Below are 26,354 nucleotides of genomic sequence, written 5' to 3' on the forward strand. Positions count from 1 at the left end.
ATCCATCGAAACAGAGGTTGCCGACGCGCACAAGATGGAGCCGGTAGCGATAACCTGCCTTACTCACGCCGTTGAACCGAAAAACGGAACGGTATTTCCGCGTCAGCAAAACGCAGCCGAATTTCGTCGCCAGACTTTACGAAACGCCGTTGCCCAAATGTGTAATACGACAGCAACAGACCTACACGAGCCTCGTGTTTATCGTTATACAAGTAGCTGTTCTTCGGAAAAGCGACTTTGCCAGCTTCATTCTCCACGACAGCACGGCATGACGAGAGCAGACCGGGTAATCGAAGAAAGCTCGCTTTGCTTTTCGGGGCAAGTGGGTCAATGAGTAGATATATCTGCGTGTACCGGTCTGCCTCGCCGGATGCGCTGCCGTGACCTTGTACGCAAAGGAGCGCAGGACGGCCACGGGCCTGGGAAGCCTGGAAGACGTCGGCGGAACCGGGATAGATGAACGACGAGTGCTCTCCAGGGAAGTGAGTCGCATCAGCGAATCGATACGTTTTGCCGTTGATCATAATGCGGTCTTCCCAGACCCAAACGCGTAGAGATTTCCCGTCCAAACGGGATCGAAGTTTAGTGAAAATACCCGGCTCGCCTTGGATGGAATACACGACCCCGGAATCGAACTTGATCGGGGCGGCGAACACTGTGTGTGGTTGTGCCGCATAGAACGGGTCGTAGTCCTCGTAGACGCGTTCCGCGAAAGCATTGCCGGCGGCAATGCCTAAGGCTCCCGCATAAATCGCCAATTTCATCGGTACGCTTTCCCTCCAGTGGCCTTCAGATAGTCCGGGTTGTGCTGCCAAAAGACGGTGCTGCCATGTGCAGCGGTTGATACCCATACTGAATCGTAACGGCCGCGCTCGGCACCATCGACAACTTTCCCAGTTTTCCTGTCTACGATATTCCAGCGAACGATTTGTATGCGACGTTTCTCAGGCACACCGAAGATGTTGTTCGAAGGATCGCCCCACGTGAACCCATTTCGCACCTTGGGTCGGGTTTCGTATCGCGTCTTGAAGTCGAGGCCGTCCCACCAATACGCACCGTTCGACGGGTCCGTCCCGTCGTTGACTAACGCTTTCCGCGCCCAATCGACTGCTAGCTTCATTCCTCTGTCGTGTTCAATCTCACTTTCAACAGCGCGCATCAATCGATTGAACCGGTCGTTGGAGCCATTCCACGCGTAGGCGTAATCGTTGTCCGCAGCACGCAATTCGGAAACCGTTTTCCCGCCCCAAGCTCGGCATCGGTTCGCCACAGCAAACGCGATACCGCCAATTTCCTGCGAGTCATTCGCGGTCGAAGCCTCTCCATAGGCAATGGCAGCTAGCAAGCGAACTTCCTTATCGATTGTGTCGGTCATCGCACACTTCCGCTGTGCCAGGCCACAAAACGCAGATTGGAACTATCCTTCACAGAAACTGCCTGTGTTTTCCCCCCTACGAGCGGCGCATCGTAAATAACGGTCGCCCCGTTGTTCAAAAGCTTGTACGTCATGCCTTCGACTGGCTCTTTGGTCCAGGCATCAACGATCTCGAAGTACTGTTCGAGGTGTTCGTCATCACGCGGTGCTATGGGCTCGCTTGCGGCAACGCGATCCGTGTTGAACGCAGCCAACTGACCCGCACTGAACTCATGAAAGCTCCTGTTCTGCGACGCAATCATGACGGGCGGCGGGTTGCACTTGCAAAGGCAGATGTCGCCTTCAAGCGCCTGTTCCTTTCCGAACATGCTGTCGGGCCATCGTGGCCCTTTCGCTGCAATAGTCCCGACCGTTTTGCAGGCGGGGCAGTGAACCTTGGCGCCGATGTACGTCGATGCACGGCCGAATTCCATGCAGCGTTCTTCCCCTTCCAGCACCACACCGTCCGCTGAGGACTTGTCGCCCTTCCTCAATGTAAATCGCCGCACCTGTCCCGCTCCTTATGGCCTATCGCTCAATAGAGATATGGAGTCGTGTGGGATTGCTAAATAAAGTCCATAGACCGCACGAAATTTTGACAAAACATAACAATCAGCAATGTCTTTTAAGACGTGATCAAGCGAATCATTAAGCAAGTTCTGCAAGAGTCTTGGAAATATCCTTGCCATTAAGACCTTCACATTGAGGTCATCTTGACGTCCGCGTTAAATCATTCAATGATGCGTCGCTCACTTACGCGGCAAAGCCGCTACATAAACATCAAAGAGGATTGCACGTGAAGCTTTTGAAGTGGGTCGCATGCCTATGGCTATTGATCAGCATCACAGTCGCTGCTGCGGGCATGCTGTGTAGTTCGCGCGTCGCCGATGTCGCCATCGTTCCAGGAAATACAGTCGACCGCGACGGCGTCCCGGCACCAGGACTAGCAGCAAGGCTAAGCCGCGCGAAGCAATGCTACGACGACGGCGAATGCAAAATCATCTTCGTGAGCGGCGGCACCGGCTTATCTGGCGTAAACGAAGCCACTTCAATGCACGCATGGCTCGTACGTAACGGCGTACCAGCCGACAAAATAACTGTCGACCCGGAAGGAAACGACACATGGTCGACAGCGCAACACGCAAGCGAATGGATGCGAGCGCATAACCATTCGAGCGCGATGATCGTGACGCAGTACTTCCACGTCCCGCGCGCCATGCTGGCGATGAAGCGTTTCGGTGTCACCGAAGTCAGCGGCGCTTATCCGCAATTTTGGCAAGCTCGCGACATCTACTCGGTCTTGCGCGAAGCGCCTGCATTTCTCTGGTACGCGGTGCGCCCATTTCCCTGAGATACTTGCTCACTCGCCCTTGCATAGCGCAAGACAGCAGCGCGCCGGAGCACCGCCATGATCCCCGCCATCCCCCCGAACCTCATCACTACCCTACGCGCCGCCAACCACATCGTCTTCCTGACCGGCGCGGGCGTCTCTGCCGAAAGCGGCATCCCCACCTTCCGCGACGCGATGACCGGCCTCTGGCAGCGCTACAGCGCGGAGCAGTTAGCGACCGCCGACGCCTTCACGCGAGATCTCGATCTCGTCTGGGGCTGGTACGAATGGCGACGCATGCAAGTGATGAAGGCAGACCCAAACGCAGCGCATCGAGCGATCGCCGCTTTCGCATCGAACGTTCCGCGCGTCGACGTAGTTACACAGAACGTCGACGACCTGCACGAACGCGCGGGCAGCGACCGTGTGGTCCATCTTCACGGCCGATTGAATCGCCCATTTTGCTTCGAATGCAGGCAACCCCACGCGCTGCCGCCCGAAACGCCCGACGAACCGCACGGTGGCCGACGCCTCGCGCCGCCCCGATGCGACCGATGCAACGGCGTCATACGTCCCGGCGTCGTCTGGTTCGGCGAAATGCTGCCGGAGTCCGAATGGCAAGCCGCCGTGAAAGCGTGCGAGGCATGTGACGTGCTGTTCAGCGTCGGCACGTCGTCGCTCGTCCATCCTGCCGCGGGTTTGCCTCTGCTCGCTGCGAAACACCGGGCGACCATCGTGCAAATCAATCCGAACCCAACGTTCCTCGACGGCATCGCGCAATTCAATCTTGTCGGCGCAGCCGGCGTAATCGTGCCCGCGCTGTTCGATGCAATCTGGTAACCGGTTAAACTCAAGAATTGAAAAGTGATGATAATTTGACGAAGCAACCTTCGACGCCGGCCCTGTAGACAACGTCCCACATCACTCCACCTGACCACTAGCGAACTCACGTTGCCCCGCCAACCACTGCGTCGGCGTGAGCCCCACACCATGCGTGAAAGCCCGCGTCAGCGCGCTAGCACTGCCGTATCCGACTTCAAGCGCGACGAGCTTTACCGCAAGCCCTCGACGCAACAACCTCTTAGCCAACCCGATACGCCATTGCGTAAGATATTCACCGGGCGGAATCCCCACCGTGTCCGTGAAAGCCGCCGCGAAACGCGAGCGCGACATTCCCGCGATACCTGCCATGAGTTCGAGCGTCCATTCCTGTGACGGATCCGAATGCATCGCCGTCAGCGCTTTAGAAAGCCTCGCGTCGGCCAGCCCGGCAAGCGATCCGCTCTCGACAAGCTGACGCCGGATAGCAAAGCGAAGCAACTGAATCACCAGCACCTCAGCGAGTCTGTCGACCACCGCCGCGTGGCCGCACGCGCGCTCATGGCATTCCGCGAACAGCGCTTCCTGCACGGCCTCGAGCGACGGCACACAGGAAAATGGAATCGAAAGAATTCCGGGCAGACTTCGCAGCAGCGGATTTTCGTCTCCCAAGCCCAATTCGAAAGCGGCGGAAACCACATCGGCGGTCTCGCCTTCGCCGGAATCGAGCCGGTAAGATCCGGGACGCCGCAAAAACACGGCACCCGGCATCGCAATAACGTGTTGGCCTAACGGAGCGCTGGTCAGCACAATCGAGCCGCCGCGTACAAGATGCAGATGGCATTCCTCGCCGTCGCCGTCGAAGCTTTCGGAGCCGCGCAGGCCGCCTCCTCGAAATACGCGGGCTCGCAGTTCGAAACGGCTGAGCAGACTGGACAGACGGTCGATCATGGGACGGATGGTTTAAAGATCAGGACTATTAGTCACTTATTGTCCTACCCGCTGCGATACATTGGCAAGCCCGCTAGTACGTTGTACATCGCAAAGAGGAGGCCACGTGATCAAGTTTTTCTACCACCCTTCACCGAATCCCGCGAAGGTCGCGCTATTTCTCGAAGAAACGGAACTGCCTTACGAAGTGGTGCCCGTCGACACTCGCAAGGGAGAGCAGCATACCGATGCGTTCAGAGCCATCAACCCGAATGGAAAGACGCCGGCGCTCGTCGACGGCGATGCAGTGATTTTTGACAGCAATGCCATTCTTCTCTATCTCGCGGAGAAGACCGGACAGTTTTTCCCGGAGAACACGCCTGCTGCACGCGCGGAGATGTATTCGTGGCTGATGTTCGTTGCCACCGGCGTGGGACCGTACTCGGGGCAAGCCGTCCACTTCAGGCATTTCGCGCCGGAGCCGAAGACTTACGCGCTCAATCGCTATGACTTCGAGGCCTGGCGTCACTGGAACATCATCAACAGTCGTCTCGCGCAGCGCCGTTATATGCTCGGCGACACCTACACGCTGGTGGACATGGCGGTGTGGGGCTGGGCCGGCGTCGTGCCATTCCTGACGGGAGATGCCGACGCATGGGAGAAGCTGCCCCACCTGAAGCGTCTGTTCGATGAGATCAACGCACGGCCTGCTGCGCAGCGCGCCGGCGCGTTGAAAACGCGCCATACATTCAAGGCCGAAATGGACGAAGCGGCGCGTCGTGAAATGTTTCCGCAGAATGCTCGACTAGGTGCTGCAGCATCCTAGGGTCGACGCGTTTCGCAATTGACGCCGTCGCTGTGTCGGTGCGCTTCTCGACTTAACTAAAGGATCTTCGCTTCAAAAATATTCGAGAAGCGCAGCACTAAACCTGCCGCGCACCCACCACAACACCGTTCTCCCATTCGAGAAAAACGCGCGTCGGACGGCTGTCGGCGAGCAGAAGCCCGGCGCTGCGTTCGAGCGACAGCTTGCCTTGCGCAACTTTCTCCAGCAGCGCTTCACCAACAGATTTGCATTTAACTTCGAGTTCGCGCTTCCTCGACTCCAGCGTCGACGCAAAATTCCAGAACGATTTCACGCCGGCGATCTCCTCGTCGACGGTCGCACGGAACGTCGGCGATAAAGCCTGAAACGACTTGATGCCCTGCTCGATGCTTTGACGACGCGCCGCTTTCAGATGCGGCTCGCCAGGATAAAGCGAAAGAACATGCCATGCGGCAATGCGAGTGCGCATACAGGTCGATATGTCCTGCGCGAGCAAGTCGAGCGCGTCGATCTTCGTGTGGATGTCGGCCGTGAGGTCTTTGGTGCCCATCATCTCCTTGTGCTCAACGCGCGCCTTGATCTTCGCTTCGAATTCTTTCTCGAGATGAAGTTGAATTTCGAGCAGGTCGCGCTCGCACGCTTCAAGCTCGGTCCGCACGCTAGCGGGAAGCTCGCCCGCTTCGATCGCCATGCGCGCCTGACCGAGATATTCATACGTCGACTGCACGCGAACTCTTCGCTGGGTGTCGAGAAAACGCGAAATGCTTTCGACGCCCTTTTTGATCTCGTCGAGTTTCTGCGAGATATCGGCCAGATGCTTCTGCGCCACGACAACCGACGCAATTTGCCAAATGGCTGCCGCGTTGATCATACTCTGCAGATTCGAAGTCTCGAACAGGCGAGCATGTTCCTTGATCTTTCCGCTCGCGCCTTTCGTGAAGCCGAGCAGCCCGTTGCCGTCGGCCGCCTTCACGAGATCGCCATTCACGACAACTTCCATCAGCCGCTTACCCGCTGCCTCTCCCGCCACGAGTACCGCAGGCGCAGCCTGAACGAGTGAAGAGAGTCGCGCCAATGCCCCGACGCTATGGTTGACGCGCTTCGCCTGGCGGTATGCCGGAGATGACAGCTCGATAGCTTCGATCGTAACCAGCGGATTGCTCGGGCTCTCGCCGATGATGATCTGACTCGGATGGTCCGTCTCAGGTGCTTGTGTCTGCGCGACGCTTTGCGGCGATATCAATGCCGTGGTCGTGCCGGACACCTTTTTGCGTGACCTCGCGGCCCAAAGCGCAACGGCACAGACGAGCAGAATGAAAACGGCAACGGCGCTAACCCACGACACTGGCGTATGCAATTTCGGTCTCTTTTTTGTTGATCGTTGAATCTATCGATTGCGTTCCGATTGCCGAGCAAAAGCAAATCGCACACTATCTTCTGGAAAACGGCAGACACACAGAAAACTTTAGAGAAAGCCTTGAATACAGAGGCGATGCGCTTTTGCGGTTCGACTTGCGACGATAATCCGCTTATGGGACATTTCGCGTCCCGACCTTTTCGTCGCCGCATCATGACAAAAATAGACTCAGAGATCCTCGCCGTACTGCCCACCACGCGCGACCAGCAACGCTGGATGACCACACCGGGCGTCGCCGACGCAGTGAGGCAACTCGGTGTCGAGGTCGCTCACGTCAAGACGGTTCAGCGCAGGCTCGAAGCACTGCTCGAGGACGGTGTGGTTGTGTACCGCCGCGCCGGCAATACGCTCGAGTGGCAGCGCAAGGAAGGCGCGAGCGGAATTGCCGCCAAGGCCGGATCCATGATGGGCTTCGACGAAGCACTCGCGCTACAGGTCCTCAAGCGATTCGCCGGACGGCAGATCCCGTCTCTCGTCAGTTCGTCGCTAAAGGGCTTATTCGAAGTTGCTGACGAAAGAATTGCGCGCGGTTCGAGCCACGAAGGACGTCGTCACGCGAACTGGCATCGCAAGGTGGCGGTGGTGGATGGTGCATTGCAGGTCATCCGTCCGGCCATCAAGGAAGACGTTTTTCGAATGGTGTCGCAAGCGTTGTTTTCCGAACGCCTGCTCGAAATCGGCTATCGGGCGCGGTCCAATCCAACGAAAGTTCCCGCGCGACATCTTGTCATGCCATTGGGTCTGGTCGAGGCCGCCGAGATGGTCTATCTCGTGGCGAAACCCCCGGGCAAGCCTGTTGCCGCGATGTATCGGCTCGATAGAATGGAAAGCGCGACGGTACAGCTCGAGTCCTTCACATACCCGCGAGACTTCTCGCTTAACCAGTATGTCGAAACCGAGCGGCACTTCGATTTCTTCCCGCAAGGCAAGGCGCAAGTCGTTTTGCGCTTCGCCGGCGATGCGCGTCACGCCGTCATCGAGACGCCGCTTTCGAAGGACCAGATAGTCGAATCCAACCGCGATGGCTCGATTACGGTATGGGCAACCGTCATGTTAAGCGATCGGTTGCACTGGTGGATCCGCGCGTTTGGGCCCTATGTGGAAGTGCTCGAGCCGAAACAGCTTCGCCAGACGTTCGCAAGTGAGGCGAAGCGGACACACGAACTCTATTCGTCGGCGAAAGGGTGATGCCGGAACAGCGCGACCACTGTGTTCAATTCGCAGAAGACTTCCCCTCCCGTCCATTTCCCGCGGTCGCGCTCACGTTCTTGATCGACGAGCCCACCGGCAACGGCCCTTGTACGCTGAGCGAAAATTCGTAGTTCTCGGGACGGATATAGAAGGTCGTCCGCTCGCGCAAGGCTCCGTCGCCCGCAAACGACTCGCGCTCCAACACCAGCAGCGCAGCGCGCGGCGGAAGGCCCAATAGCTGTCCAACCGATGTGCCCGCCGAACGCGCGCGGATTCGCATCTCCGCTCTTGTCACGGAAAGACCGAGGAGATTCTCGAGCAATACATAAATGGGATTGCGATTGGCCTGCTCCCATGTCAATCCGCTCGCTTCGGGCGGCAGCGTGGAAATGACGAGCGCAATCGGTTCTTCGTCGACGAGGTAAAGGCGCTTGAGCTGAAAGCAATCGTCGCCGGGAGAACCGAAAGCCTGCCGGACGTTTTCCGGCGCCGACGCGGGCTTGAACTCAAGCAGCTTCGTTTTCGGTTCCACGCCTTGCGCGACGAGCGCGTCATAGAAGCCGCGCATGGGCTTCAGGTCATGCAAGAACTTCTGGCGAGACACGAACGTGCCTTTGCCTTGCTTGCTGACCACATAGCCCTCAGCCAGCAATTGCGCGATCGCCTGACGCACGGTCACGCGGCTCACGTCGAAGCGGCGCGTCAACTCGTTTTCGGCAGGCAGCTTGCTGTCGGCAGCAAAGACGCCCGCGTCGATATCGGAACGCAGCCGGTCCGCGATCTGCATGTATAGCGCGACGGCGCTTTCGCGATTGAGCAGCGGCGCACCTTCAGCCGCCGGTCGCGTGGCGGCCGGTGTCTTCGAATCGTCGTCGCGGTTCGCTCGCGCGGGGTCGGAACGGACGGTCGCCCGCTTGCGCGGCGACGCGTTTTTCGCAGAGTTTGCTTGCATCTATGACAGTCCAGAGGAGAGCGTTGCCTTCGTTGCTTGTAACAATAAAATAATACATCTACATACAAGCTGCAAAGCAACGCGCTACTCCTTTGGCTATCGAGCGGCGTAGCGGCCGATACTGTTCGTCGCGTCAGCTACGCGGTACGACGCGCACCGGCGCAGTGTCCGATTGGCCGTGCGCGAATGCCGCCGGCGCGGTCTCGCCCGTGGCAGGTCGCAGCACGCGCAGCGTCTTCGCTGCCGGATCCACTTCGACGAATGAGCCGTGCGGCACGGCCTCCGTAATGTCCATATCGAAGCCCGCGAGCATCGAAATATCGCCTAATGCAGCTCCCTGCGCGAGGATCGGATTCACGGTATTGAACACGATCGCGACCGGCGCCATATGGCGCGACTGCATTTCATGGAGCATCCACGCGCTGGCTACGCCGCCCTTGGCGGTGTCCAGCACGAGAATGCGCCCCACGTAGGATTGGCCGACAAGCCGATGAGCGGGCCGCGAGAACACACCTTCGAGGCGGTTGAGGTCGTATCGTGCCGAGAAGCCGTCTTTCGCGACGAGTGCCTGCGCCGACACCCTTTTGCCAAGCGCATGACGCGCGGTCAGAACGAGTTCCTTCATGCCAGTTCTCCCGTTTCAGCGGCTTTGACGCATTCTTCCATCGACGCGAGCATGGGCGTATAGCCATATCCGCCGAGGATGTTGACGAGTTTCGCGCTGTTCGTGGCCAGCACTTTCCACCCCTTGGCTTCCGCCATCTCGCGCGCATACGACTGGTAGAAGCACATGCCAACCAGGACCGTGCCGCCGGCGCGCTCGATTCTGCGCGTATAACCGAAGCGCTCGGCGTCCGGCGCAACCTGCGGACTCGTGACCGCCAGCATCGGCACCTTGAAGGTGCGGCTATCGCAGATCTCGGCCAGCGCGCGCAGTTCGTACAGGCTTAGCTGCGGTGCGGAGAACACCACGACGTCGACCTTTTTCGTTACTGCATAGCTTGCGGCAAGGGCTTCGATCTCGGCCCGGCCCACGCGATGATGAACCGGCAACCGCTGGCCCCCGACATCGTCGATTCGCGTCGCCTCCGGCGTAATGCCGGTCATATGAAAGAGCGCTATCGAACCGAAGCTGGCCATGGCGGCGCCGAAGTGCTTGAGTTCATCCGACGTCGGCGCGCCTTCGATGCCCTCGATCACAGGCACCTGCCAGTAGTTGCCGGCGAGGCGGCCGATCACCCCTCCGAGTGCGCCCCACTCGTTGAGCGTGCGCGGCGTGTAGTCCACGCGAAAGCGCAGCGTTGCCTGGCGCTTTTCGTCGAGGTGAAATCCGTAACGCGGCGTGCGGCCGGTCAGCCCCGCCGACAGCGCCGACGGACCGCCTTCGAAGTTCGAGCGCGCGCCGCTGACTGAATTCGAGAATATGACCACGCCCGTGTCGCCGAACGCCACGTGTTCGCCGCGCGTGGCGGCAAGCACCGTCTGATAGTTGATGCATGTGTCGGTCATGCTGACGCCGAGTCGCTCGAACGCGCGAATTGCACGACGCTCGAGATCGACCATCCAGTCGCGCTGGCCGAGATCGTTAGCGTGTTTGAAATCCGTGCCGCGCGGGTCGGTAATGGTCGGAATGCAGACGGTGTGGCGGTCGCCGCCGGCCTCGGACAGTTGCTCGAGCCACATCACGCCAGCCTGACCGAGACTTTCCGTATCTGCCATCACGTGTGCCTGCGTTACCGGTACAAAGTCGCGCGCGCCAAAGAAATCGCCCACCGCGACCTGATGGCGCATCGCCATTTGCAGGACTTTTCCACGTTCGCCGTTGAGCATCGCGGTTTCTTCGTCGTCAAGAAGCATTCGCTATCTCCAGTCATGTTTTCCACGCCCTCGGGCGCCGACGACAGCACACCGTCGGCTCCGACCTGATCGATTCCCCGCCGGGGCTTGCCTTCACATCAGCTTGATTGTTGTATTAGCGTGTATTAATACAATAAAGACAGATGCTAGTCACAGATCGGACCGATGTCAACAGGCGAGCGTACGGAGCGGATGGGGCTCGAATGAGGCGGCGCTTCGCCATATACCGGCACGTTAGCGACATTACCTGGTTGACATATCGAGAAGCAAACATATAGCATGAATTGAGATGTCCTAATACAAGTACGTACAAAAAGACCCCTGAAGCTTGGTAAGGAGACGCGCCAATGGCTTTTCGTCGATGGAGGCCCGCACCGGCGGACCTTGTACTGCTGCTTATCTGTCTCTTGTACCTGATTCAGTACTCCGACCGCGTGAACATCGCGACGGCCGCCAGTGCGATCCGTCAGGACCTGCATCTGTCGAACACGGAGCTTGGCTTTGCCTTCTCGGCATTTGCTTACCCGTATGCGGTCGTGCAACTGTTCGGCGGCTGGCTCGGCGACAAGATCGGCGCGCGCCGCATCCTGACGTGGTTCGGACTGACCGTGGCGCTGGCGTCGGTTCTCACCGCGTTTGCCGGCGGCTTGTGGTCGCTGGCCGCCTGCCGCTTTCTGCTTGGCGTTGGCGAAGCGCCTTCACTCTCGACTGCGACATCCGCGATGTCGCGCTGGCTGCCAGTCGAGCGGCGCGGCTTCGCGCAGGGCATCACGCATGCATGCTCGCGGGTGGGCAGCGCGCTCACGCCGCCCGTCATTGCGCTGCTCATGGCGCTTTGGGACTGGCGAGCAGCGTTCGTACTTGCCGGCGTGGTCGGCGTGATCTGGGTCGTCGCATGGTTCTGGTACTTTCGCGACGAACCGGCGCAGCACCGAAGCGTGTCGAGCGCGCAGCTGGCCGCGCTGCCCGTGCCGCGCGACCGCGCAGAAAAAGTGAAGGTGCCCGTGCGCGCGCTGTTCGTGCGAATGCTGCCTGTTACCGTCGTCGACTTCTGCTATGCGTGGACGCTGTGGGTCTTCCTCACGTGGCTTCCGTCATTCTTCCTTCACTACTACCACATGAACCTCAAGAGTTCGGCGCTTTTCACGTCGGGGGTGTTCGTCGCCGGCATTCTCGGCGACACGCTGGGCGGCACGATCAGCGACCGCATCTATAGAAACAGCGGCAGCCTGAAAAAGGCACGGCGCAATGTGATCATTACCGGCATGGCCGGTGCCCTCGTGTTCCTGATGCCTGTTCTTTTCGTCAAGGAACTGACCATCGTAGCGGCGAGCTTGTGCTGTGCGTTCTTCTGCATGGAGCTCGTTATCGCGCCGCTATGGTCGGTGCCGATGGATATCGCGCCTCGCTTTGCAGGCACCGCCAGCAGTTTTATGAACCTTGGCTTCGGGATTGCGGGCGTGCTGTCGCCGCTCACATTCGGGTTCGTCATCGACCAGACCGGGAACTGGACGCTTCCATTTCTGCTCTCCATTACGACGCTGGTCGTCGGAATTGTCTTTACGTTCTGGATGCGCCCTGAACAGCCGCTCACCGTCAACGAAGCGCCGCAACGCGAGCCCGCGTCTTCGACCGCCTAGCGGCGCGGCCGAAGCGGCTGCTGCATGTGCGCGGGCACGATGGCGGCGAACACCGACGTGCCTGATCGAACGAGACACGAATTGTCCCGAAGGTGGACTAGATTGCCGCGAGACGCTTCGCTGCTGCCGGAGCGTCTTCGCGGTCGCAACATGCGGTGCCCTCCAGTCTGAACGCTAACGGAGCTTCGATGATCCCAAACAACTCCCCGCTTGAATCGCTCGCGGCTTTCGCGATTGTCTTCGTTGCCGGTGTGCTGTCTACCGCCGCGCTGGGCAAATACATCGAGAAGGTTCGCCGCGACGCGTCGCGCGGGCGCCCCGCGGCGACGGCCTGAACGCGATAAGATGCCGGGTCACTCCAGCACGAAACGCGCGCGTCCCGCCTCACTAGCGGTAACGCCGACCTCAATCCCCTCGCGTCTCAAGCTGCGCAGCAAGGTCCTCGGATGTACGCCGTAGCGCTGCGCGACATCCGATGTCGAATACGCAGTCAGCAATCCGCGCGCTTCGACGCATTCCCGTTCGCTCATTGCCCGCCGCCGTCCCACCCGTTTGCCGCGTGCTTTCGCCGCGAGCATCCCCGCCTTCGTCCGTTCGCTGATCAAGCCTCGCTCGAACTGCGCAAGCGCCGCCATGATGTGAAAGATCAGTGTGCCGCCCGGCGAGCCCGTATCGATCGATTCGGTCAGCGACGCGAAGCCGACTTTCTTCGCTCCGAGACCCTCCACGAGTTCGATCAGCTTATGCAACGATCGACCAAGACGATCGAGTCGCCAGACGATAAAGGTGTCGCCCGCCGACAGCGCTGTCATTGCGGCAGCAAGCCCGGGCCGCGAAAACTGCGCGCCGGAGATGCCGTGATCGGTGAAGATGCGATCGCAACCCGCGTGCTTTAGCGCGGCGATTTGCAGATCGAGATTCTGGTCGTCCGTAGAGACTCTTGCGTACCCTATTCGCATTCTTGTCGATACCGCCAGGCCTTGAATCGCATCGATTGTGCCTTGTAGTCGAGACAAAACGTGTCCTTAGTTGGCAGGCGCGTTGTGCGTTGAAAATGACGGAAACCGTTTGATGCGGGCTCTCGATTGATCGGACAGCGTTTGTCCCGAGTACGATTCAAGATGGAGGCTCGCTAAACAACCACGCTAGTCAGATGAACAAATCTACGGACAGTCTCCCACGCGAAAACTCGTTCGATCCGAGCGCCGATACCGACAGCACGCAGGCTTTGCAAGTGGCGTTGCGGCCGTGGGGATTCGATGAACGTGAAGTGCGGTCGTGGCTCGACGGTTTGCCGTCGCTCGGTGGCAGGCTGGCCTGGACCGTCGCTCGCGATCGTGTCGCGCAAGACGCCGCGCTTGTCGTGCACGTGGTCAAGCCGTCTCGCCGCGCTGCCGATGCGTTCTGCTGGAACTGCGTCGGCGCGAACCACGCGATGGTTCGCGCATTGGATGGCGCACGCTCCGAGATCGTGCTGTTCGCTGGCGAAGCAATGCAGCTTCCGCATCGTCGCGCGGGCTTCTGGTCAGTCGCGGGCGATTTGCCTGCACATGCGGCTCTTCACGCGCTCGCATACATGATCGGTGCTTCAGCGGGAAAGGATGCTGACGGTCAATGGGGTATGCGGCGCGACCTGCTCTCGATCATTGCGCAACGTCTCGATGCATGAGTGCGCACGCCAACGTGCCACCGTGACCTCACGTGTTGCACGCTTCGTCGCTCGGTCCAAACTTGCTATGCTGTGCCATCTCTTCTCACGAAGCAGGAAGCCCCGTGCGAGTCGGCCGTCCCGTCAAAGCTCTTCCCCAACCGCATTGCGACTACTGCGGCGCGCGTGCGCAACTTGTGCAAGCTGGCGACGCGGACTACCCATACCGCGACGACCACGGCGCCGTGTGGATGTGCACACCGTGCGCGGCCTGGATCGGCGTGCGCCCGCGCAGCAAGCATAACGTGCCTTTGGGCCGGCTTGCCGACGCGCCGTTACGCGAAGCAAAAAGCCGTCTGCACGATATGCTCGAACCGCTCGCGGACGCGAAGGTGCGGCGCGATAAGGTCAGCGTGTTCGAGGCGCGCGCCAAGGCCGTTCGCTGGGTCGCACTGGAACTGGGATTCGATCCGTTGCCGGCGAGTCTTCATGCGTTCACGCTCGATCAGTGCGAGCAGGCGCTGCGTTATGTGCAAGCGTGGAAGGCGCAACGGAACGCCGGCTAGCGGCATTGGAGCGACGCGAGCCGCGTCGTGTCAGCACGGGTATTGGTCCCTGATGTAGTGGTTGTAATAGGTCCCCTTCGACGACGCGTCCATCAAGCCTCGGTAGACGTGCGCGGGAACGCGGCAAAAGTCATAGGCATGTCCCTGTTCGAACAGAATGCGCATGTGCATGCGGCGCGGATCGTAACCGACCGCGCGAATCGCGCTTGATCTGACCGGGACCATCTCCATGCAATTCTCCTGTTCCTCGGTCTCGAGTCCGAACCGAGTGTTCGCCATTGTCATTCGCTTTGAACGCGCGGGCACATGAGGTTTTATTTTATGCCTCGCGGACCGCGTGGACAGCAGCGGTGTTGGTTGAGCGTCGGCGCGCTTGCCTTTGTCGATTGCTGGCCGTTCGGCTAGCTTACGAGCAAGCGATGCTGCCTGTATGGTGGTACCCGTTAAGCCGCACGACGCTCCGCGCGCATCGCGCCGATGGGCGTATGCGCCCATTCCGGTGCGATCGGTCGAAAGGCTTGAACCGCCGAGACTGCGTGAGCCCCCTCCGATAAACTGCTTGACGTATTACGTCTAGCATTATACGATATTCATAATGATCAAGTCGTTCCGATGCAAGGATACCGAGGCTCTTTACAAGGGCGAGTCGCCCAAGCGCTTCCGGGCAATTGAAACCGTGGCTGTGCGCAAGCTCCAGATGCTCGAAGCGGCCCATCAGCTGCGAGACTTGCGCTCGCCGCCCGGCAATCGGCTCGAACCGATGCATTGGGATCGGCCAGATCAGCACAGTATCCGCATCAACGGACAATGGCGCCTCTGTTTCGTCTGGGCGAACGATGGCGTCACTGAGGTCGAAATCGTCGACTATCACTGAAAGGGAATTACGTATGGCCAAGAACGGAATGCGTCCGGTCCATCCGGGCGAAGTCTTGCGGGAAGAATTCCTCGTCCCGCTGGAAATGAGCGTGAACGCGTTGTCGCTGGCGCTGAGCGTGCCGGCTACGCGCATACACGAGATCGCGAACGAGCGGCGCGGCATCACCGCCGACACCGCCTATCGCCTCGCGCGCTATTTCGATACGACGCCCGAGTTCTGGATGAACCTGCAGACAGCGTACGACCTGAAGACGTTGCCGACGCGCGCGGAGATCGATCGCAAGGTTGAGCCGCGCGAAGCATCGAGTGCCTGATACCGGATGAGGTTCGGTCGGGCAAAGTCGACCGACGCGCCGTCACTCTCCGCATCGTCTCCATTTGAGCGTTTCCCACTGTGTCGATCGCTGAACACTGAGCAACCAGTCAAGCGCAGCGCGTCCGCGTGCGGTGATACGAACACTCCGATGCGCGCCCGCGATACAGCAAGAGCACGCGCTACACCGAACCTCGCTCCCGCATCCGCGTTCTATCAATTCCCGTCGCGTCAATTCGGCTAAGACGACGGGATCGACTCGCGCATCCCACTGCCGGCCGCGGGCAAGATTGTAGATGTCGCTAACTGGAGACTCGAATCCTCCCGTTATAAAGGTCTAAAACGATGTTTCCGGCATCCAACGAGCCAGCGCATGATGGTCTAGCCCCTTACCGTCGTCGGTCAGAAGCGGGCTGCCAATTGTGATAACCCCACCTGCTCCCGGTCGATATGGCTGATGCGCGCGATCGCTTTCGATGTGGTCTGTGGTGGGCCTGGCGTAGACCACGCCCCGATGACGGGCATTGTGTGCCGCAGGCTAAGCCAAAGTCCGAGGGCGCCGGCGCCAATCGAAACCGCCCAGATCCAGGTGGACGGCAGGCTATGCGAGAGATGTCCAGCCTGTGCTGCCTGCACGACGCAGGTTGTTTAGAGATATCAATGTGATAAGGCACGGCCGATCAAATGTGATCGCCGCCCCTCGATAATGCCGAATACTTGCTCGCCTCTGGCCCTGATCCGGGCTTATTCCGCGTCTGCGGGCGCAGCAAATCCGGCTAACAATCCGCTCGCCCGTTGGACCTTCGCCGTCACCGCCTCGTCGAGCACGGCATTGCCTTCCGGCACTGCCAGCGTCAAGTAGGCGCGAGCCCTCGTCACGCCGGTATAAACAAGCTCGCGCGTCAAAATCGGGCTAAACCGATCCGGCAGCACGAGCGCCGCGTGCACGAACTCCGACCCTTGAGACTTGTGCACGGTCAACGCGAACACCGTTTCAACGGCTTGCAGTCGACTCGGCAACACCCACTTGATCTCGCCCGACCCATCCGCTGCCGGAAACGCGACACGCAATGCACCGCGTCCGTCGTGGCTGCCCGGATAGGAAAGCGTGATGCCGATATCGCCATTCATGAGCCCGAGCTCGTAGTCGTTGCGCGTAACCAGCACCGGCCGGCCCGGATACCACTCGCCGCGCGCATCGATCAAGCCTTCCTCGTGCAGAAGCCGCGCGATGCGCTTATTGAGCCCATCGACACCCCAGGGCCCGCGCCGCACAGCACACAGCAACTGGAACGCATCGTGAGCCTCGAGCACGTCGGCGGCCCATCTATCCAGCACGGCGGAATCGGCATCGCGAGCGGGCTGGCCCTGATGCATCGTCTTAAGATAATGCCGATAGCCATGTCGAAGCATCGAGGCCGATACCGATGCACCCGCGCTCGCCACGCCGCGGCCACCTACCTCTCCATCGACAACCAGCGCCTTGAACAAGGCATCATGACCCGTCGAGCAAGTCAGCAACGCAAGGTCGGCGCGGTCTTCATCGAGCACACGCTGAACGCCGGCCGCATCGCCGTCGTTCACGCGCAGCGCCAACGCACCGATCCCGCTCGCCGCCGAGAATCGGTGACTTTCCCGCAGCATCGCAATCGCCTGATCCAGCGCGGTGCCGTTCTCATCGATCATCGCGTCGTCGACACGCTCACCGGTCGCCGCCTGCAGCCATTCACGCGTCTGCGGCGTGTAGTGCCCGCGAGCGGCGCGTTCGCACAACTCGCCGAGCACGGCGCCCGCCTCGACGGACGCAAGCTGATCCTTATCGCCGAGCAGAACGAGCCGCGCCGACGGCGGCAACGCATCGAGCACCGCGGCCATCATCTCCAGATCGACCATCGACGCTTCGTCGATCACGAGCACATCGACGGGCAGCGGATTGCTCGCATCGTGTCGAAAACGCCGGCTGTCGGGACGCGTGCCGAGCACACGATGCAATGTGGTCACAACGGTTGGAATCGCTTTGAGCACATCCGTGCCGTTAGCGAGGCTCTCGATCGGCAAACTCTCTACCGCGCCCGCAATCGATTCGTTGAGCCGAGCGGCGGCTTTTCCGGTCGGTGCGGCAAGCTTGATCCTCAGCGGCCGCACGCGTCGCCCGACGGCGCCAGCGCTGGCAGCAACGCCGTCGCGTACACCGCCGCGGCCTTGGTTCAACGCAATCGCTTGCAGCAGAGCCAGCAATTTGACGACTGTCGTCGTCTTCCCGGTTCCGGGGCCGCCGGTAATAATGCTGAACGCGCTACGCGCAGCCACTGCACACGCGAGCTTTTGCCAGTCAGCGCCCTGCATTCCCGTGCCGCGCTTCGAGGGCGCGAACAGCACGTCGAGCGTCGCGTGCACCGCGTCGATATCGAGCGCCGCTGCATGCTCCTGCGACGCGCGCAGTCGTCGCACGATACCCGCGCAAACGTCCTGCTCATACTGCCAATACCGCCGCAGATAAAGACGTGTGCCGACCAGAACCAGCGGCGTATTCCCCGCGCCCGCGCTTACGAGCGCGGCATGATCGAGCGCTTCGAGCCACTGCGCGAGCGTCACACCCTTAAGCAGATCCGTGGGTGCATGCGTCGGAGCATCGATCATGCGATCGATCGCATCGTCGGGCGGCAGCGACAGCACGAAGGTCGGATCGTCGAGCGCGGCCTGCAACTCGAGGCAAGCGTGACCACGCCCAAGCTGATGGCTCGCCAGTGCCGCCGCCAGGATTAGCAACGGCGCGACGCCCGATGACGCTTCGCGCGCAAGAAACCGCGCAAACGCCGCATCGAGCGGACGCAACCAGCCGCGCTCGACCCATTCGTCGAGTACGCCAAGCATCGAGCCAGCGTCGGAGATTGCTGCCGCGGCAGAAACCGCAGCGGCCGCAGCAGTTGGAGAAACCGCAGTGCCGGCAGCCACCGCGTCGTTCTTGTGAAGCGCAGGCGGCATCGGCTGCGCGGGCGGCGTCGGCGGCAAATCCGCAAACAGATCGCCGGTTTGGGAGTCGGTGACACGCCGCTTCGTCATGCAATATCTCCGGCCAGTTCTACCCCATCGACACGCTTCGCAAAGAGCGTATCGAGCTGTTCGATCAACTCGCGCGGCGGCCGATCGACGAACACACCCTGGCTCTCGGCATGGCTGCCGCGCAAAAACAGATACACGGCGCCTCCGACATGCCGGTCATAGTCGTAATCGGGCAGACGCGCCTTCAACAAGCGATGCAGTGCGAACAGATACAACACGTACTGCAGCTCATAACGCGAATGCAGGATCTGCGCGCGCATTTTCGCGATCGTGTACGCCGCGTCGTCGGGTCCGAGCCAGTTCGACTTATAGTCCGCGACATAGAAGCGGCCTTCATGTTCGAAGACAAGGTCGATAAAGCCCTTGAGCATCCCGTTCAGTTCCGCGGGTTCGAGCGCGGGGCGCACGGCGCCATCGAGCGTCATATCGCAGACCAGCCGATCGAGCGCCTGCGCATCGACGTCATGCGTGGCGACCCAAAACTCCATTTCGGGCACATACGTCGCCAATGCGGACAGCGTAACCGGAGTAACAACCGCCTTCGCCGACGACATCGGAATCGAAGGAATCCGCAGCGGCTCTTTCAGCAGCTTCAACAGCCATTCGGTAAGCGGATCTATCCAGCGAGCCCAACCACGCACGTTGCAGCGGCGCGCAACGGTATCCCGCACCGCGTCACGGTTCTCGATGACCTCGGCAAAGCCTTCAGTCGCCGCCCACTCCATCAATTCGTGGATGAACGTGCCGGCATCCGCGCCTCGCGGAAGCCCGTGCAGCGAGGAGTCGACCTGCACGTCCGCATAGCCGCTCGCCCGATCGGCCCGCTGCCACGCCGCGGCATCGGCGAAGTCGCCCGGCGGTTCGGCGCCCGCGAGTTCCTGATACACATCCTGGCCACGCGTATCCGGCGCCGGGTGCTCTTCACCGGTGCCGGTCGCTGTGAGCGGACCTGGCGCGGCCTCATGCGCGAAAGCGCCGCCGATCACGCCATCGACCTTGCGCAAGCTCGAGTAGCTCGCAATCCACCAGTGCTCGCGCACGGCACGCGACAGGGTCCGCGCCGCACCGCGCCCGGTCTGCGAGTCGCGCGACGTGAAAAGTTCGGCGCCCGCAACCGGCGCCTCGGCCACACGGATGTCCGCATGTTCCAGACGCAGTCGCTCGAGCAACTGACCGAGCTCATCCGGTACGATCGCCTTGCCGCCCGAAAGCAGATATCCGAGCGCGCTCGACTCGATTCCGGCGATCGGCGCGACTCCCACCCACGTCGCGTAGCGCGCACGCGTGAGCGCCACGTAAAGCTTGCGCAAATCCTCACCGAGCCGCTCGCGATCGACTTGCGGCAAGACGGACACATCATCGAGCGTCACATGGAGCCGGCCCTCGTCGTCGTGCCACTTGAGCGGCATATCCGTCGCCTTGGCCGGCCGATAATTGCCCGCGAACGGCAAAAACACGAGCGGATATTCGAGCCCCTTCGACTTGTGAATCGTCACGACTTGCACGAGACCCGCATCGCTTTCAAGCCGAATCTGCTTCGCATCGCCACCGGCACCGGCACCGGCCTGATCCGTAAGCTCTTCGTCGACGTAGCGAATCAGCGCATGCTCTCCATCGAGTTGCGTGCTCGCCTGTTGCAACAACTCGGCCAGATGCAGCAGATTTGTCAGCACGCGTTCGCCATTCACGGGCGCGCCCGCCGTTCGCCCGATCAGCCGCTGCGGCACCTGAAAATCGTGCAGCAGTTGACGCAGCATCGGCAGCACGCCTTTCGTGCGCCAACTGTCGCGATACCCGCGGAATTGCATCACGCGCGTTTCCCACGCGATTTCGTCGTGCGTGAGCGCATCGAGTTCGGCGAAATCGAGTCCGAGCGTCGCGGTTGCGAGCGCGGCACGCACGAGACGTCCGTCGTCGGGCTCGGCGCATGCCGCGAGCCAATGACGCAACTCGACGGCCTGCTCGGTTTGAAACACCGAATCGCGGTCGGACAGATATACGCTTCGCACGCCACGTTCCGCAAGCGCCGAACGAATCGCGCGCGCTTCTTCGCCGTTGTTGACGAGCACCGCCATATGCGCCGGTTGCAGCGGCTTGATGGGTGATGTGCCGGCGTCGACAAAGCCTGCTTTTTTCGCCTGCCCCAGGTTCAGCAAACGCACCATCTCCGACGCGCAACTCGCGGCCATGCCGCGCATGTACGCATCTTTCGAAAGCGATACGCCGCTCTCGACCGGTGGCATCCACCACGCCGTCAGCGCCGCGGGCGCTTCATCGTCCGCGATCTGCAACGCGTCGCGGCGACCTGCCGCCTCGGCGGCAACGAACGGCAGCTGATTTTCTCCCGAACCCAGATCGCGAAACAGAAAAGCGCCTGGACCGTCCGGGCGTTCCTCGGCCGCTTCAAAGCAGCGGTTCACTGCGCCCACCATGGCACGCGTCGACCGGAAGTTTCTCTTCAGCGTAAAAAGCCGCCCCGCGCAGGCGCGGCGCGCCTCGAGATACGTGTAGATATCGGCACCGCGAAACGCATAGATCGCCTGCTTCGGATCGCCGATCAGGATGATCGCCGTATCCGCATCGTTGCTTTCGATTCGATAGACGCGATCGAAGATCTCGTACTGCACTGGGTCCGTGTCCTGGAACTCGTCGATCAGCGCGACCGGATACTGCTTGCGGATGATGTCGGCGAGACGCTCGCCGTTCGGCGAGCGCAGTGCAGCGCGAAGACGCGTCAGCAGGTCGTCGAAGCCCATCTGCGAACGCTTCTTTTCTTCGGCGGCAAAACGCTGCGAGACCCAGTGCGCGGCGTGGCACAGCAAGTCGTAGTACGCGGTCGGCTGTGCGGCGAGCGCGTCGCGCAGCGTTTCCATCGCGTCCAATGCGGGGTGAGCGGGCGGATCGTCATCCTTCCAGATTTCCGCGAGTCCCGCGCGCGTGAGGCGTGTCCAAACCGCGGCCTTGTCGTCGAACGCGGGTCGGGCCATCAGCGGATCGGCCGCCCATGCGCGCAGCTTTTCGAGCCACGTCTGACAGTTCGCGCGATTGAGCTTCTGCGCGTTGAACTGCTTTTTGTCGCGCGCTTCATCGAGAATCGTTTGCAGCTCGTCGCACCATGACGTCCAGTTTTCTTTCAGGCGAGCGAGGTGCGCGCGTTGCTTTTCGCGTGCGTCCGTCAGCGTCGATTCGGGAGCTTCAGCGTGCGGCAGCAGATCGGCATGAGCGAGCAATCTGCTTACGACGCGCTGCAAATCGGGCGGGCTCGCGAACCATTGACGCACATCGTGCGCCGACTGCGCATCGAGGGGCGTCAGAAAGGTTCGCCAATAGTCGCGCACGACTTCGGCTTGCAGCGTGCTTTGATCGGTCTCGAGCGTTTGCGAAAACAGGCTGTCGCTATCGAAAGCGTGTTCGCTGAGCATGCGGTTGCACCAGCCGTGGATGGTCGACACGGCTGCTTCGTCCATCCATTCAGCCGCCAGTTGCAGACGGCGTGCGCATCCAGCCCAGTGCTCGGGCGCATATTCGGCGCGCAAGTCATGCAGCAAGTCGTCGCCCGGCGGACGGGCGGTCGCCTCGACCTCATCCGGGTCCGCACGAAAATATCCGGCTGCGTCGACGAGCCGCGCGCGAATCCGCTCGCGAAGCTCCTTCGTCGCCGCATCGGTAAACGTGACGACGAGAATCTCGGGCGGCGTCAGTGCACGAGGAGCGGCTTCATCGCCGCCGCTGTGTCCGAGCACCAGACGCACATACAGCATCGCGATCGTGAATGTCTTACCCGTACCGGCGCTTGCTTCGATCAGACTGCTGCCGCGCAACGGAAAGCGCAGCGGATCGAGTGCGGTAACCGCTGCGGATGATGTGGTTACGTGCGTGTGTGCGCTCATTGCGCGTCTCCATCGCCATTTGCGCTGGCTTTTTGCCTCGTCGACGACGGGATCGCAAGATGCAGCGGCAGCAGCAGTTCGATCGCGAGCCGCTCGAAATCGCCGCTTCCGGCGAGCGCATCGAAGTCCGGATACACGCGCCGCAAATAGGCGTTCATATCGCGCTCGCCCGGTTGCCACGACGTGCCGTCGTAGGCGGCGCGAGCCGCATCGCGTGCCGGCGTTCGATCGGCCGGTGCGTCGGGCGACCATTTTCCGAGCCATGCAAACGCCGCATTGACTGCGAGCGGCAGCGGCCGGCGCATGCCTTCGTCCCACGCGCGCAGCAGTGCGCTCAGATGGGCGCGGGCTTTTTCTTCCGTCAAAGGCGCGAGTTCGACGCTGCCGATCTTGCTGACTACGACCGTCGTCAACGGCCCGACCGCAGCGTGTGCAGCCAGGTGCGCGACCCAATGCGCAATGAGCCTGTCGCGGCGATACTTGTTGTCCTTGATCAGCGTGCTTGCCTCGAGAATCACGCGGCCATGCTTGCCGTCCGCGTTCGCGCGAATATTGCCGGTCCAGTCGTCGATCGAACGTGCGCGCCCATCGATCATCTCTTCGACAAGCAGCTCGTGTTGCTGCTCGTCGAGCATCTGCGGCCAGCGCGCGAGCGCGATCCGGTAGCGCTCGAAGAGATCGGGCAGCGGCTCCATCAATTCGTCGCCGAGCAGTTCGCCGAAGCCGCCGGTCGCCAGGTCGCCGCTGCGATGCATGCGCGCAAGGCGGGCTTGCGCGGCGGGCAGCAAATCGTCGTCGCCGCGCTCGAGCGCGGCGATCTGCGCGCGAATCAGTTCGTTTTGCAGTTGCCAGGAGCGGAGGCCGTCGAGGTCGAACGGTTCGTCGTTTTCGCTTGCCATCACGTCGGTTTCGAACGCGACGCGCAGGCGTTGGCGGAAGAAGGACTTGACGGGATCTCGCAAGAAGTCGGCGAGCTCGCGTATCGATAGCGGTTCGTCGCGCTCGAGCGGCGGCAGCAGCGTGTCCGAAGCCTCGGCAGCATGCTTCGTTGCATCCGCAACGATCGGCATTACCGTCGACGCTGCGCGCCATTCGCCGGCGAACGTGAACAGCTTCGATGTTGCGCGCGGATCGGGATCGGCCGGAAAGTAATCGGCGCTGAAGGGCTGGAGCCGGTGAACGATCGTCAGTTCGTTGCCCAGTGCGTGCGGGTCGCCGCTTTCGTCTCCGGCAAGACGCCAGCCTGCCGATAGATGTTCGAGCAGCTGCCCGACCAGCACCGACGGTGGTCGCGGCGTGTTATCGGTCACGCTGCGCCCGACCCACGACACATGCAGATGCTCGCGCGCCGACAATAGCGCTTCGAGAAACAGATAGCGGTCGTCCTCGCGACGCGACCGGTCGCCGGGCCGGTAGTTTTGCCGCATCAGGTCGAAGTCGAGCGGCGTACGCGTGCGCGGATAGTCGCCGTCGTTCATGCCGAGCAGACAGACGCGGCGAAACGGAATCGCGCGCATCGGCATCAGCGTCGCGAACGTGACGGCGCCGGCGAAGAAGCGCTGCGACAGGCTGCCTTCTTCGAGTTGCGCGAGCCAGTGGTCCGCCACGATCGACAGCGGCAGTTCGCCCGTTAGCGCCGCATCGACGCATGCATCGCGCCATGCTTCGAGCGCGGCGTCGAGACGCCCGAGCGTGTACGCGTCGTCACTGTCGACGGGGGCGAAGAATGCGTTCTTGAGGTCGCGCAACCGCTCGCACCAGGCGTCGACGGTGGCGGGCTCGCGCAAGGTCTTCCATGTGTGTTCCAGCGCATCGATCAGATGCGTCAACGGCCCGAGCAGCGCTGCGTCGAGGCCGCCGATTTCGGCGTACGGCTCGATATCGCGCCATGCGTCTGATTTATCGCCGACCGCATAACCTAGCATCATGCGGCGCAAGCCAAAAGCCCACGTATTCGGCGCGTCGCGGCCGCCGGCCTTCGGCAAGTCGAGACTTGCGCGCTGTTCGCCGTGCAGTCCCCAGCGAATATTCGCGCCGCCGATCCAGTTGTGCAGCTTCGAGAGATCGCCTTCGGCGATGTCGAAGCGCGCGCGCAACGCGGGCACTTCGAGCAGATCGAGCACGTCGCTGACGGTCACGCGCGATTGCGGCAGCGCGAGCAGCGTCTCGAGCGCGCCGAGCAGCGGATCGAAATCGCGTTGCCCACGGTCCGCGACGCTAAACGGAATAAAGCGCGGATCTTCCTTGTCGAGCAGGCCGAATACGGCCTGGATATGCGGCGCGTACGCTTCGATGTCGGGCACCATCACGATCACGTCGCGCGGGCGCAGCGAAGGATCGTCAGCGAACGCGGCGAGCAACTGGTCGTGCAGGATTTCGACCTCGCGCTGCGGGCTATGCGCGATATGAAAGCGGATCGAGTGGTCTTTGCGCGGATCGACTGCGTGCCATTTCGCGCGTGACTCCTTGATTGGGCGCAAGTCGCGGATATCGTCCTGCAACTGCTGCAGCATGGTCGACGTGCTTTCGGCTTCGAACAGATCGATGCGCTGGCCGATATTCGCAAAGCGCGATGAATAGGCGTCGCGCGCGGAATCGCTGTCGAATTCGTCGAGCAGGCCGATAAAGTCGCGCCCTTGCTTGCCCCAAGCGGCGAGCAAAGGATGCGCATACAGGTGCAGCTCTTCTTCATCGACAATGACAGGCGCGCCTTGGCGACGCCGCTGACGCGAGCGTTCGGCACGCAACAGGTCCTGATCGGCGACGATATCGGCCCAGTAGTGCGCGCATGGGTTATGCACGCACATAAGCACCTGCGTGAAGCGGGCGAGCGCGGCGAGCACCTCGAGCGATTGCCGCGGCAGACTCGAGATGCCGAACACGATAACGCGTCGCGGCAGCCCTTTGGGGCGCTCGTCGTCGCGCAACCCGGCGGCACGTTGGATGAATGCTTCGTGCACCGCTGCGCGGCCGGCGGTCGAAGCGTCGCTGCCTTTCTGCGCGGGCGCGTTCATGGCTACGTCATCGAGCAGCGCGCGCCAGAGCGCCGCTTGCCAGCGATGCTCGTCGGGCAGTGGCGCCTGCTTGTCGCGCGCATCGATGACCACGTCTTCGCCGGCTGCCCAACGTGCGAGCCAGTCCGCGCGATAAACCTGATACTGATCGAAGAGATCGGCGACGCGCTGTGCGAGCTGGAACCGTTTGCGCTGATCGTCGTCGTGTGCCATGAAACGCTTGAGCGGCGCGTAGTCCGGGTGATCGAGCAGTTCAGGCAGCAAGCGCGTCAGCCGCCAGACGAGGCGCGACTTATCGAATGGCGAGACAGCCGGCACCGCGTCGGCGCCGAGCACCGCGCGGTAGACCTGCCACAGGAAGCGCGCGGGCAGCGAAAGGTCGAGCGCGGCGGAAATGCCGCAACCGCCATCGACGGAATCGGCTGCGAACGCGAGCTTCAGCCATTGCGCAATGCCGTTGCTCTGCACGAGGATCACCTCGTTTTCGAGTGGCGCGAGCGGGTATTGCCTGATCCATTCGATCATCAGATCGCGCAGGCGCTCGGGCTGATTGCCGTGCACGAGCATCAGCCCGGCGGGTAGCGGTTGGGGTGTCAAGCTCAAACGAA

Annotated in this window: 24 protein-coding genes; 10 read left to right on the top strand and 14 right to left on the bottom strand. The window is 61.4% G+C overall.

Annotated features, from left to right (window positions below; genetic code table 11):
• Positions 1-59: 59 nt before the first annotated feature.
• The 3 genes from BTO02_RS00860 to BTO02_RS00870 are packed head-to-tail and all read right to left on the bottom strand — an operon-like array spanning position 60 to position 1,923.
• Positions 60-764: a hypothetical protein gene (locus tag BTO02_RS00860; RefSeq protein ID WP_075155410.1), complete on the bottom strand. Its 705-nt coding sequence runs from the start codon at positions 762-764 to the stop codon at positions 60-62.
• Positions 761-1,375: a hypothetical protein gene (locus BTO02_RS00865; protein WP_075155411.1), complete on the bottom strand. Its 615-nt coding sequence runs from the start codon at positions 1,373-1,375 to the stop codon at positions 761-763. The genes BTO02_RS00860 and BTO02_RS00865 overlap by 4 nt, the downstream gene beginning before the upstream one ends.
• Positions 1,372-1,923 (bottom strand): PAAR domain-containing protein, encoded by a 552-nt coding sequence (locus BTO02_RS00870; protein WP_075155412.1) that lies wholly within the window; start codon positions 1,921-1,923, stop codon positions 1,372-1,374. Before BTO02_RS00870 ends, BTO02_RS00865 begins: the two co-directional genes overlap by 4 nt.
• A gap of 287 nt (positions 1,924-2,210) precedes the next feature.
• On the opposite strand from BTO02_RS00870, the gene BTO02_RS00875 reads away from it, so the two are divergent.
• Together BTO02_RS00875 and BTO02_RS00880 are read left to right on the top strand one after the other, a co-directional pair.
• Positions 2,211-2,765, top strand: coding sequence for a YdcF family protein (locus BTO02_RS00875; protein WP_232243412.1), 555 nt, complete (start codon positions 2,211-2,213; stop codon positions 2,763-2,765).
• 57 nt (positions 2,766-2,822) lie between these two features.
• Positions 2,823-3,584, top strand: coding sequence for an SIR2 family NAD-dependent protein deacylase (locus tag BTO02_RS00880; RefSeq protein WP_075155414.1), 762 nt, complete (start codon positions 2,823-2,825; stop codon positions 3,582-3,584).
• Positions 3,585-3,665: 81 nt separating this feature from the next.
• Here BTO02_RS00880 and BTO02_RS00885 read toward each other — a convergent pair whose 3' ends face one another.
• On the bottom strand, positions 3,666-4,514 hold the full coding sequence (locus BTO02_RS00885; protein ID WP_075155415.1) for an AraC family transcriptional regulator: 849 nt from the start codon (positions 4,512-4,514) through the stop codon (positions 3,666-3,668).
• Positions 4,515-4,620: 106 nt separating this feature from the next.
• Between BTO02_RS00885 and BTO02_RS00890 the strand changes: the two genes are divergently transcribed.
• On the top strand, positions 4,621-5,319 hold the full coding sequence (locus tag BTO02_RS00890) for a glutathione S-transferase family protein (RefSeq protein ID WP_075155416.1): 699 nt from the start codon (positions 4,621-4,623) through the stop codon (positions 5,317-5,319).
• Between the two features lie 97 nt (positions 5,320-5,416).
• On the opposite strand, the gene BTO02_RS00895 is transcribed toward BTO02_RS00890, so the two are convergent.
• Positions 5,417-6,676: a hypothetical protein gene (locus BTO02_RS00895; RefSeq protein WP_156883726.1), complete on the bottom strand. Its 1,260-nt coding sequence runs from the start codon at positions 6,674-6,676 to the stop codon at positions 5,417-5,419.
• Between the two features lie 48 nt (positions 6,677-6,724).
• Between BTO02_RS00895 and BTO02_RS00900 the strand changes: the two genes are divergently transcribed.
• The gene (locus BTO02_RS00900; protein ID WP_156883727.1) at positions 6,725-7,924 is read left to right on the top strand and encodes a helix-turn-helix transcriptional regulator; all 1,200 of its coding nucleotides are present in this window, start codon (positions 6,725-6,727) and stop codon (positions 7,922-7,924) included.
• Between the two features lie 25 nt (positions 7,925-7,949).
• Here BTO02_RS00900 and BTO02_RS00905 read toward each other — a convergent pair whose 3' ends face one another.
• The 3 genes from BTO02_RS00905 to BTO02_RS00915 form a co-directional block, all read right to left on the bottom strand.
• A complete protein-coding gene (locus BTO02_RS00905) occupies positions 7,950-8,879 on the bottom strand; it encodes a GntR family transcriptional regulator (protein WP_083614940.1) in 930 nt (309 codons plus the stop codon).
• Positions 8,880-9,012: 133 nt separating this feature from the next.
• Complete coding sequence (locus BTO02_RS00910) at positions 9,013-9,504, bottom strand: aconitase X swivel domain-containing protein (protein ID WP_075155419.1); 492 nt, start codon at positions 9,502-9,504, stop codon at positions 9,013-9,015.
• Positions 9,501-10,736, bottom strand: a complete 1,236-nt coding sequence (locus BTO02_RS00915; protein ID WP_075155420.1) for an aconitase X — start codon at positions 10,734-10,736, stop codon at positions 9,501-9,503. The genes BTO02_RS00910 and BTO02_RS00915 overlap by 4 nt, the downstream gene beginning before the upstream one ends.
• Before the next feature lie 347 nt (positions 10,737-11,083).
• Here BTO02_RS00915 and BTO02_RS00920 point away from each other — a divergent pair, with 347 nt between their 5' ends.
• The gene (locus BTO02_RS00920) at positions 11,084-12,376 is read left to right on the top strand and encodes an MFS transporter (RefSeq protein ID WP_075155421.1); all 1,293 of its coding nucleotides are present in this window, start codon (positions 11,084-11,086) and stop codon (positions 12,374-12,376) included.
• A 188-nt stretch (positions 12,377-12,564) separates the two neighbouring features.
• A complete protein-coding gene (locus BTO02_RS34685; RefSeq protein ID WP_198039169.1) occupies positions 12,565-12,711 on the top strand; it encodes a hypothetical protein in 147 nt (48 codons plus the stop codon).
• A gap of 18 nt (positions 12,712-12,729) precedes the next feature.
• On the opposite strand, the gene BTO02_RS00925 is transcribed toward BTO02_RS34685, so the two are convergent.
• The gene (locus BTO02_RS00925; RefSeq protein ID WP_075155422.1) at positions 12,730-13,335 is read right to left on the bottom strand and encodes a recombinase family protein; all 606 of its coding nucleotides are present in this window, start codon (positions 13,333-13,335) and stop codon (positions 12,730-12,732) included.
• Between the two features lie 194 nt (positions 13,336-13,529).
• On the opposite strand from BTO02_RS00925, the gene BTO02_RS00930 reads away from it, so the two are divergent.
• Both BTO02_RS00930 and BTO02_RS00935 read left to right on the top strand, forming a co-directional pair.
• Positions 13,530-14,045, top strand: coding sequence for a hypothetical protein (locus tag BTO02_RS00930; protein WP_075155423.1), 516 nt, complete (start codon positions 13,530-13,532; stop codon positions 14,043-14,045).
• A gap of 104 nt (positions 14,046-14,149) precedes the next feature.
• Positions 14,150-14,590 (top strand): zinc-finger-containing protein, encoded by a 441-nt coding sequence (locus BTO02_RS00935; RefSeq protein WP_075155424.1) that lies wholly within the window; start codon positions 14,150-14,152, stop codon positions 14,588-14,590.
• Between the two features lie 30 nt (positions 14,591-14,620).
• On the opposite strand, the gene BTO02_RS00940 is transcribed toward BTO02_RS00935, so the two are convergent.
• A complete protein-coding gene (locus BTO02_RS00940) occupies positions 14,621-14,869 on the bottom strand; it encodes a KTSC domain-containing protein (protein WP_232243413.1) in 249 nt (82 codons plus the stop codon).
• Between the two features lie 316 nt (positions 14,870-15,185).
• Between BTO02_RS00940 and BTO02_RS00945 the strand changes: the two genes are divergently transcribed.
• Complete coding sequence (locus BTO02_RS00945; RefSeq protein ID WP_075155425.1) at positions 15,186-15,464, top strand: type II toxin-antitoxin system RelE/ParE family toxin; 279 nt, start codon at positions 15,186-15,188, stop codon at positions 15,462-15,464.
• A 13-nt stretch (positions 15,465-15,477) separates the two neighbouring features.
• Entirely contained in the window at positions 15,478-15,780 is a 303-nt protein-coding gene (locus BTO02_RS00950) for a HigA family addiction module antitoxin (RefSeq protein ID WP_075155426.1), read from the top strand.
• A 401-nt stretch (positions 15,781-16,181) separates the two neighbouring features.
• On the opposite strand, the gene BTO02_RS34970 is transcribed toward BTO02_RS00950, so the two are convergent.
• From BTO02_RS34970 to recC, 4 genes are all read right to left on the bottom strand, one after another.
• Entirely contained in the window at positions 16,182-16,415 is a 234-nt protein-coding gene (locus tag BTO02_RS34970) for a benzoate/H(+) symporter BenE family transporter (RefSeq protein WP_232243414.1), read from the bottom strand.
• A 108-nt stretch (positions 16,416-16,523) separates the two neighbouring features.
• Positions 16,524-18,842 carry an exodeoxyribonuclease V subunit alpha gene (gene recD / locus BTO02_RS00960; RefSeq protein WP_232243415.1) on the bottom strand — a complete coding sequence of 773 codons (2,319 nt, stop codon included), beginning with the start codon at positions 18,840-18,842 and terminating at the stop codon, positions 16,524-16,526.
• A complete protein-coding gene (gene recB, locus BTO02_RS00965) occupies positions 18,839-22,732 on the bottom strand; it encodes an exodeoxyribonuclease V subunit beta (protein WP_075155427.1) in 3,894 nt (1,297 codons plus the stop codon). Before recB ends, recD begins: the two co-directional genes overlap by 4 nt.
• On the bottom strand, positions 22,729-26,349 hold the full coding sequence (gene recC, locus BTO02_RS00970; protein WP_232243416.1) for an exodeoxyribonuclease V subunit gamma: 3,621 nt from the start codon (positions 26,347-26,349) through the stop codon (positions 22,729-22,731). The genes recB and recC overlap by 4 nt, the downstream gene beginning before the upstream one ends.
• Positions 26,350-26,354 lie beyond the last annotated feature (5 nt).

Source organism: Paraburkholderia sp. SOS3, assembly GCF_001922345.1.
GTDB lineage: Bacteria > Pseudomonadota > Gammaproteobacteria > Burkholderiales > Burkholderiaceae > Paraburkholderia.

What these genes read in the sequence shown, in the direction of transcription:
- BTO02_RS00860 (WP_075155410.1), bottom strand. Translation starts at nt 764, where the DNA reads ATGAAATTGGCGATTTATGCGGGAGCCTTAGGCATTGCCGCCGGCAAT.
- BTO02_RS00930 (WP_075155423.1), top strand. Translation starts at nt 13,530, where the DNA reads ATGAACAAATCTACGGACAGTCTCCCACGCGAAAACTCGTTCGATCCG.
- BTO02_RS34685 (WP_198039169.1), top strand. Translation starts at nt 12,565, where the DNA reads ATGATCCCAAACAACTCCCCGCTTGAATCGCTCGCGGCTTTCGCGATT.
- BTO02_RS00910 (WP_075155419.1), bottom strand. Translation starts at nt 9,504, where the DNA reads ATGAAGGAACTCGTTCTGACCGCGCGTCATGCGCTTGGCAAAAGGGTG.
- BTO02_RS00950 (WP_075155426.1), top strand. Translation starts at nt 15,478, where the DNA reads ATGGCCAAGAACGGAATGCGTCCGGTCCATCCGGGCGAAGTCTTGCGG.
- recB (WP_075155427.1), bottom strand. Translation starts at nt 22,732, where the DNA reads ATGAGCGCACACACGCACGTAACCACATCATCCGCAGCGGTTACCGCA.
- BTO02_RS00925 (WP_075155422.1), bottom strand. Translation starts at nt 13,335, where the DNA reads ATGCGAATAGGGTACGCAAGAGTCTCTACGGACGACCAGAATCTCGAT.
- recD (WP_232243415.1), bottom strand. Translation starts at nt 18,842, where the DNA reads ATGACGAAGCGGCGTGTCACCGACTCCCAAACCGGCGATCTGTTTGCG.
- BTO02_RS00885 (WP_075155415.1), bottom strand. Translation starts at nt 4,514, where the DNA reads ATGATCGACCGTCTGTCCAGTCTGCTCAGCCGTTTCGAACTGCGAGCC.
- BTO02_RS00865 (WP_075155411.1), bottom strand. Translation starts at nt 1,375, where the DNA reads ATGACCGACACAATCGATAAGGAAGTTCGCTTGCTAGCTGCCATTGCC.
- BTO02_RS00945 (WP_075155425.1), top strand. Translation starts at nt 15,186, where the DNA reads ATGATCAAGTCGTTCCGATGCAAGGATACCGAGGCTCTTTACAAGGGC.
- BTO02_RS00915 (WP_075155420.1), bottom strand. Translation starts at nt 10,736, where the DNA reads ATGCTTCTTGACGACGAAGAAACCGCGATGCTCAACGGCGAACGTGGA.
- BTO02_RS00920 (WP_075155421.1), top strand. Translation starts at nt 11,084, where the DNA reads ATGGCTTTTCGTCGATGGAGGCCCGCACCGGCGGACCTTGTACTGCTG.
- BTO02_RS00940 (WP_232243413.1), bottom strand. Translation starts at nt 14,869, where the DNA reads ATGGCGAACACTCGGTTCGGACTCGAGACCGAGGAACAGGAGAATTGC.
- BTO02_RS00905 (WP_083614940.1), bottom strand. Translation starts at nt 8,879, where the DNA reads ATGCAAGCAAACTCTGCGAAAAACGCGTCGCCGCGCAAGCGGGCGACC.
- BTO02_RS00880 (WP_075155414.1), top strand. Translation starts at nt 2,823, where the DNA reads ATGATCCCCGCCATCCCCCCGAACCTCATCACTACCCTACGCGCCGCC.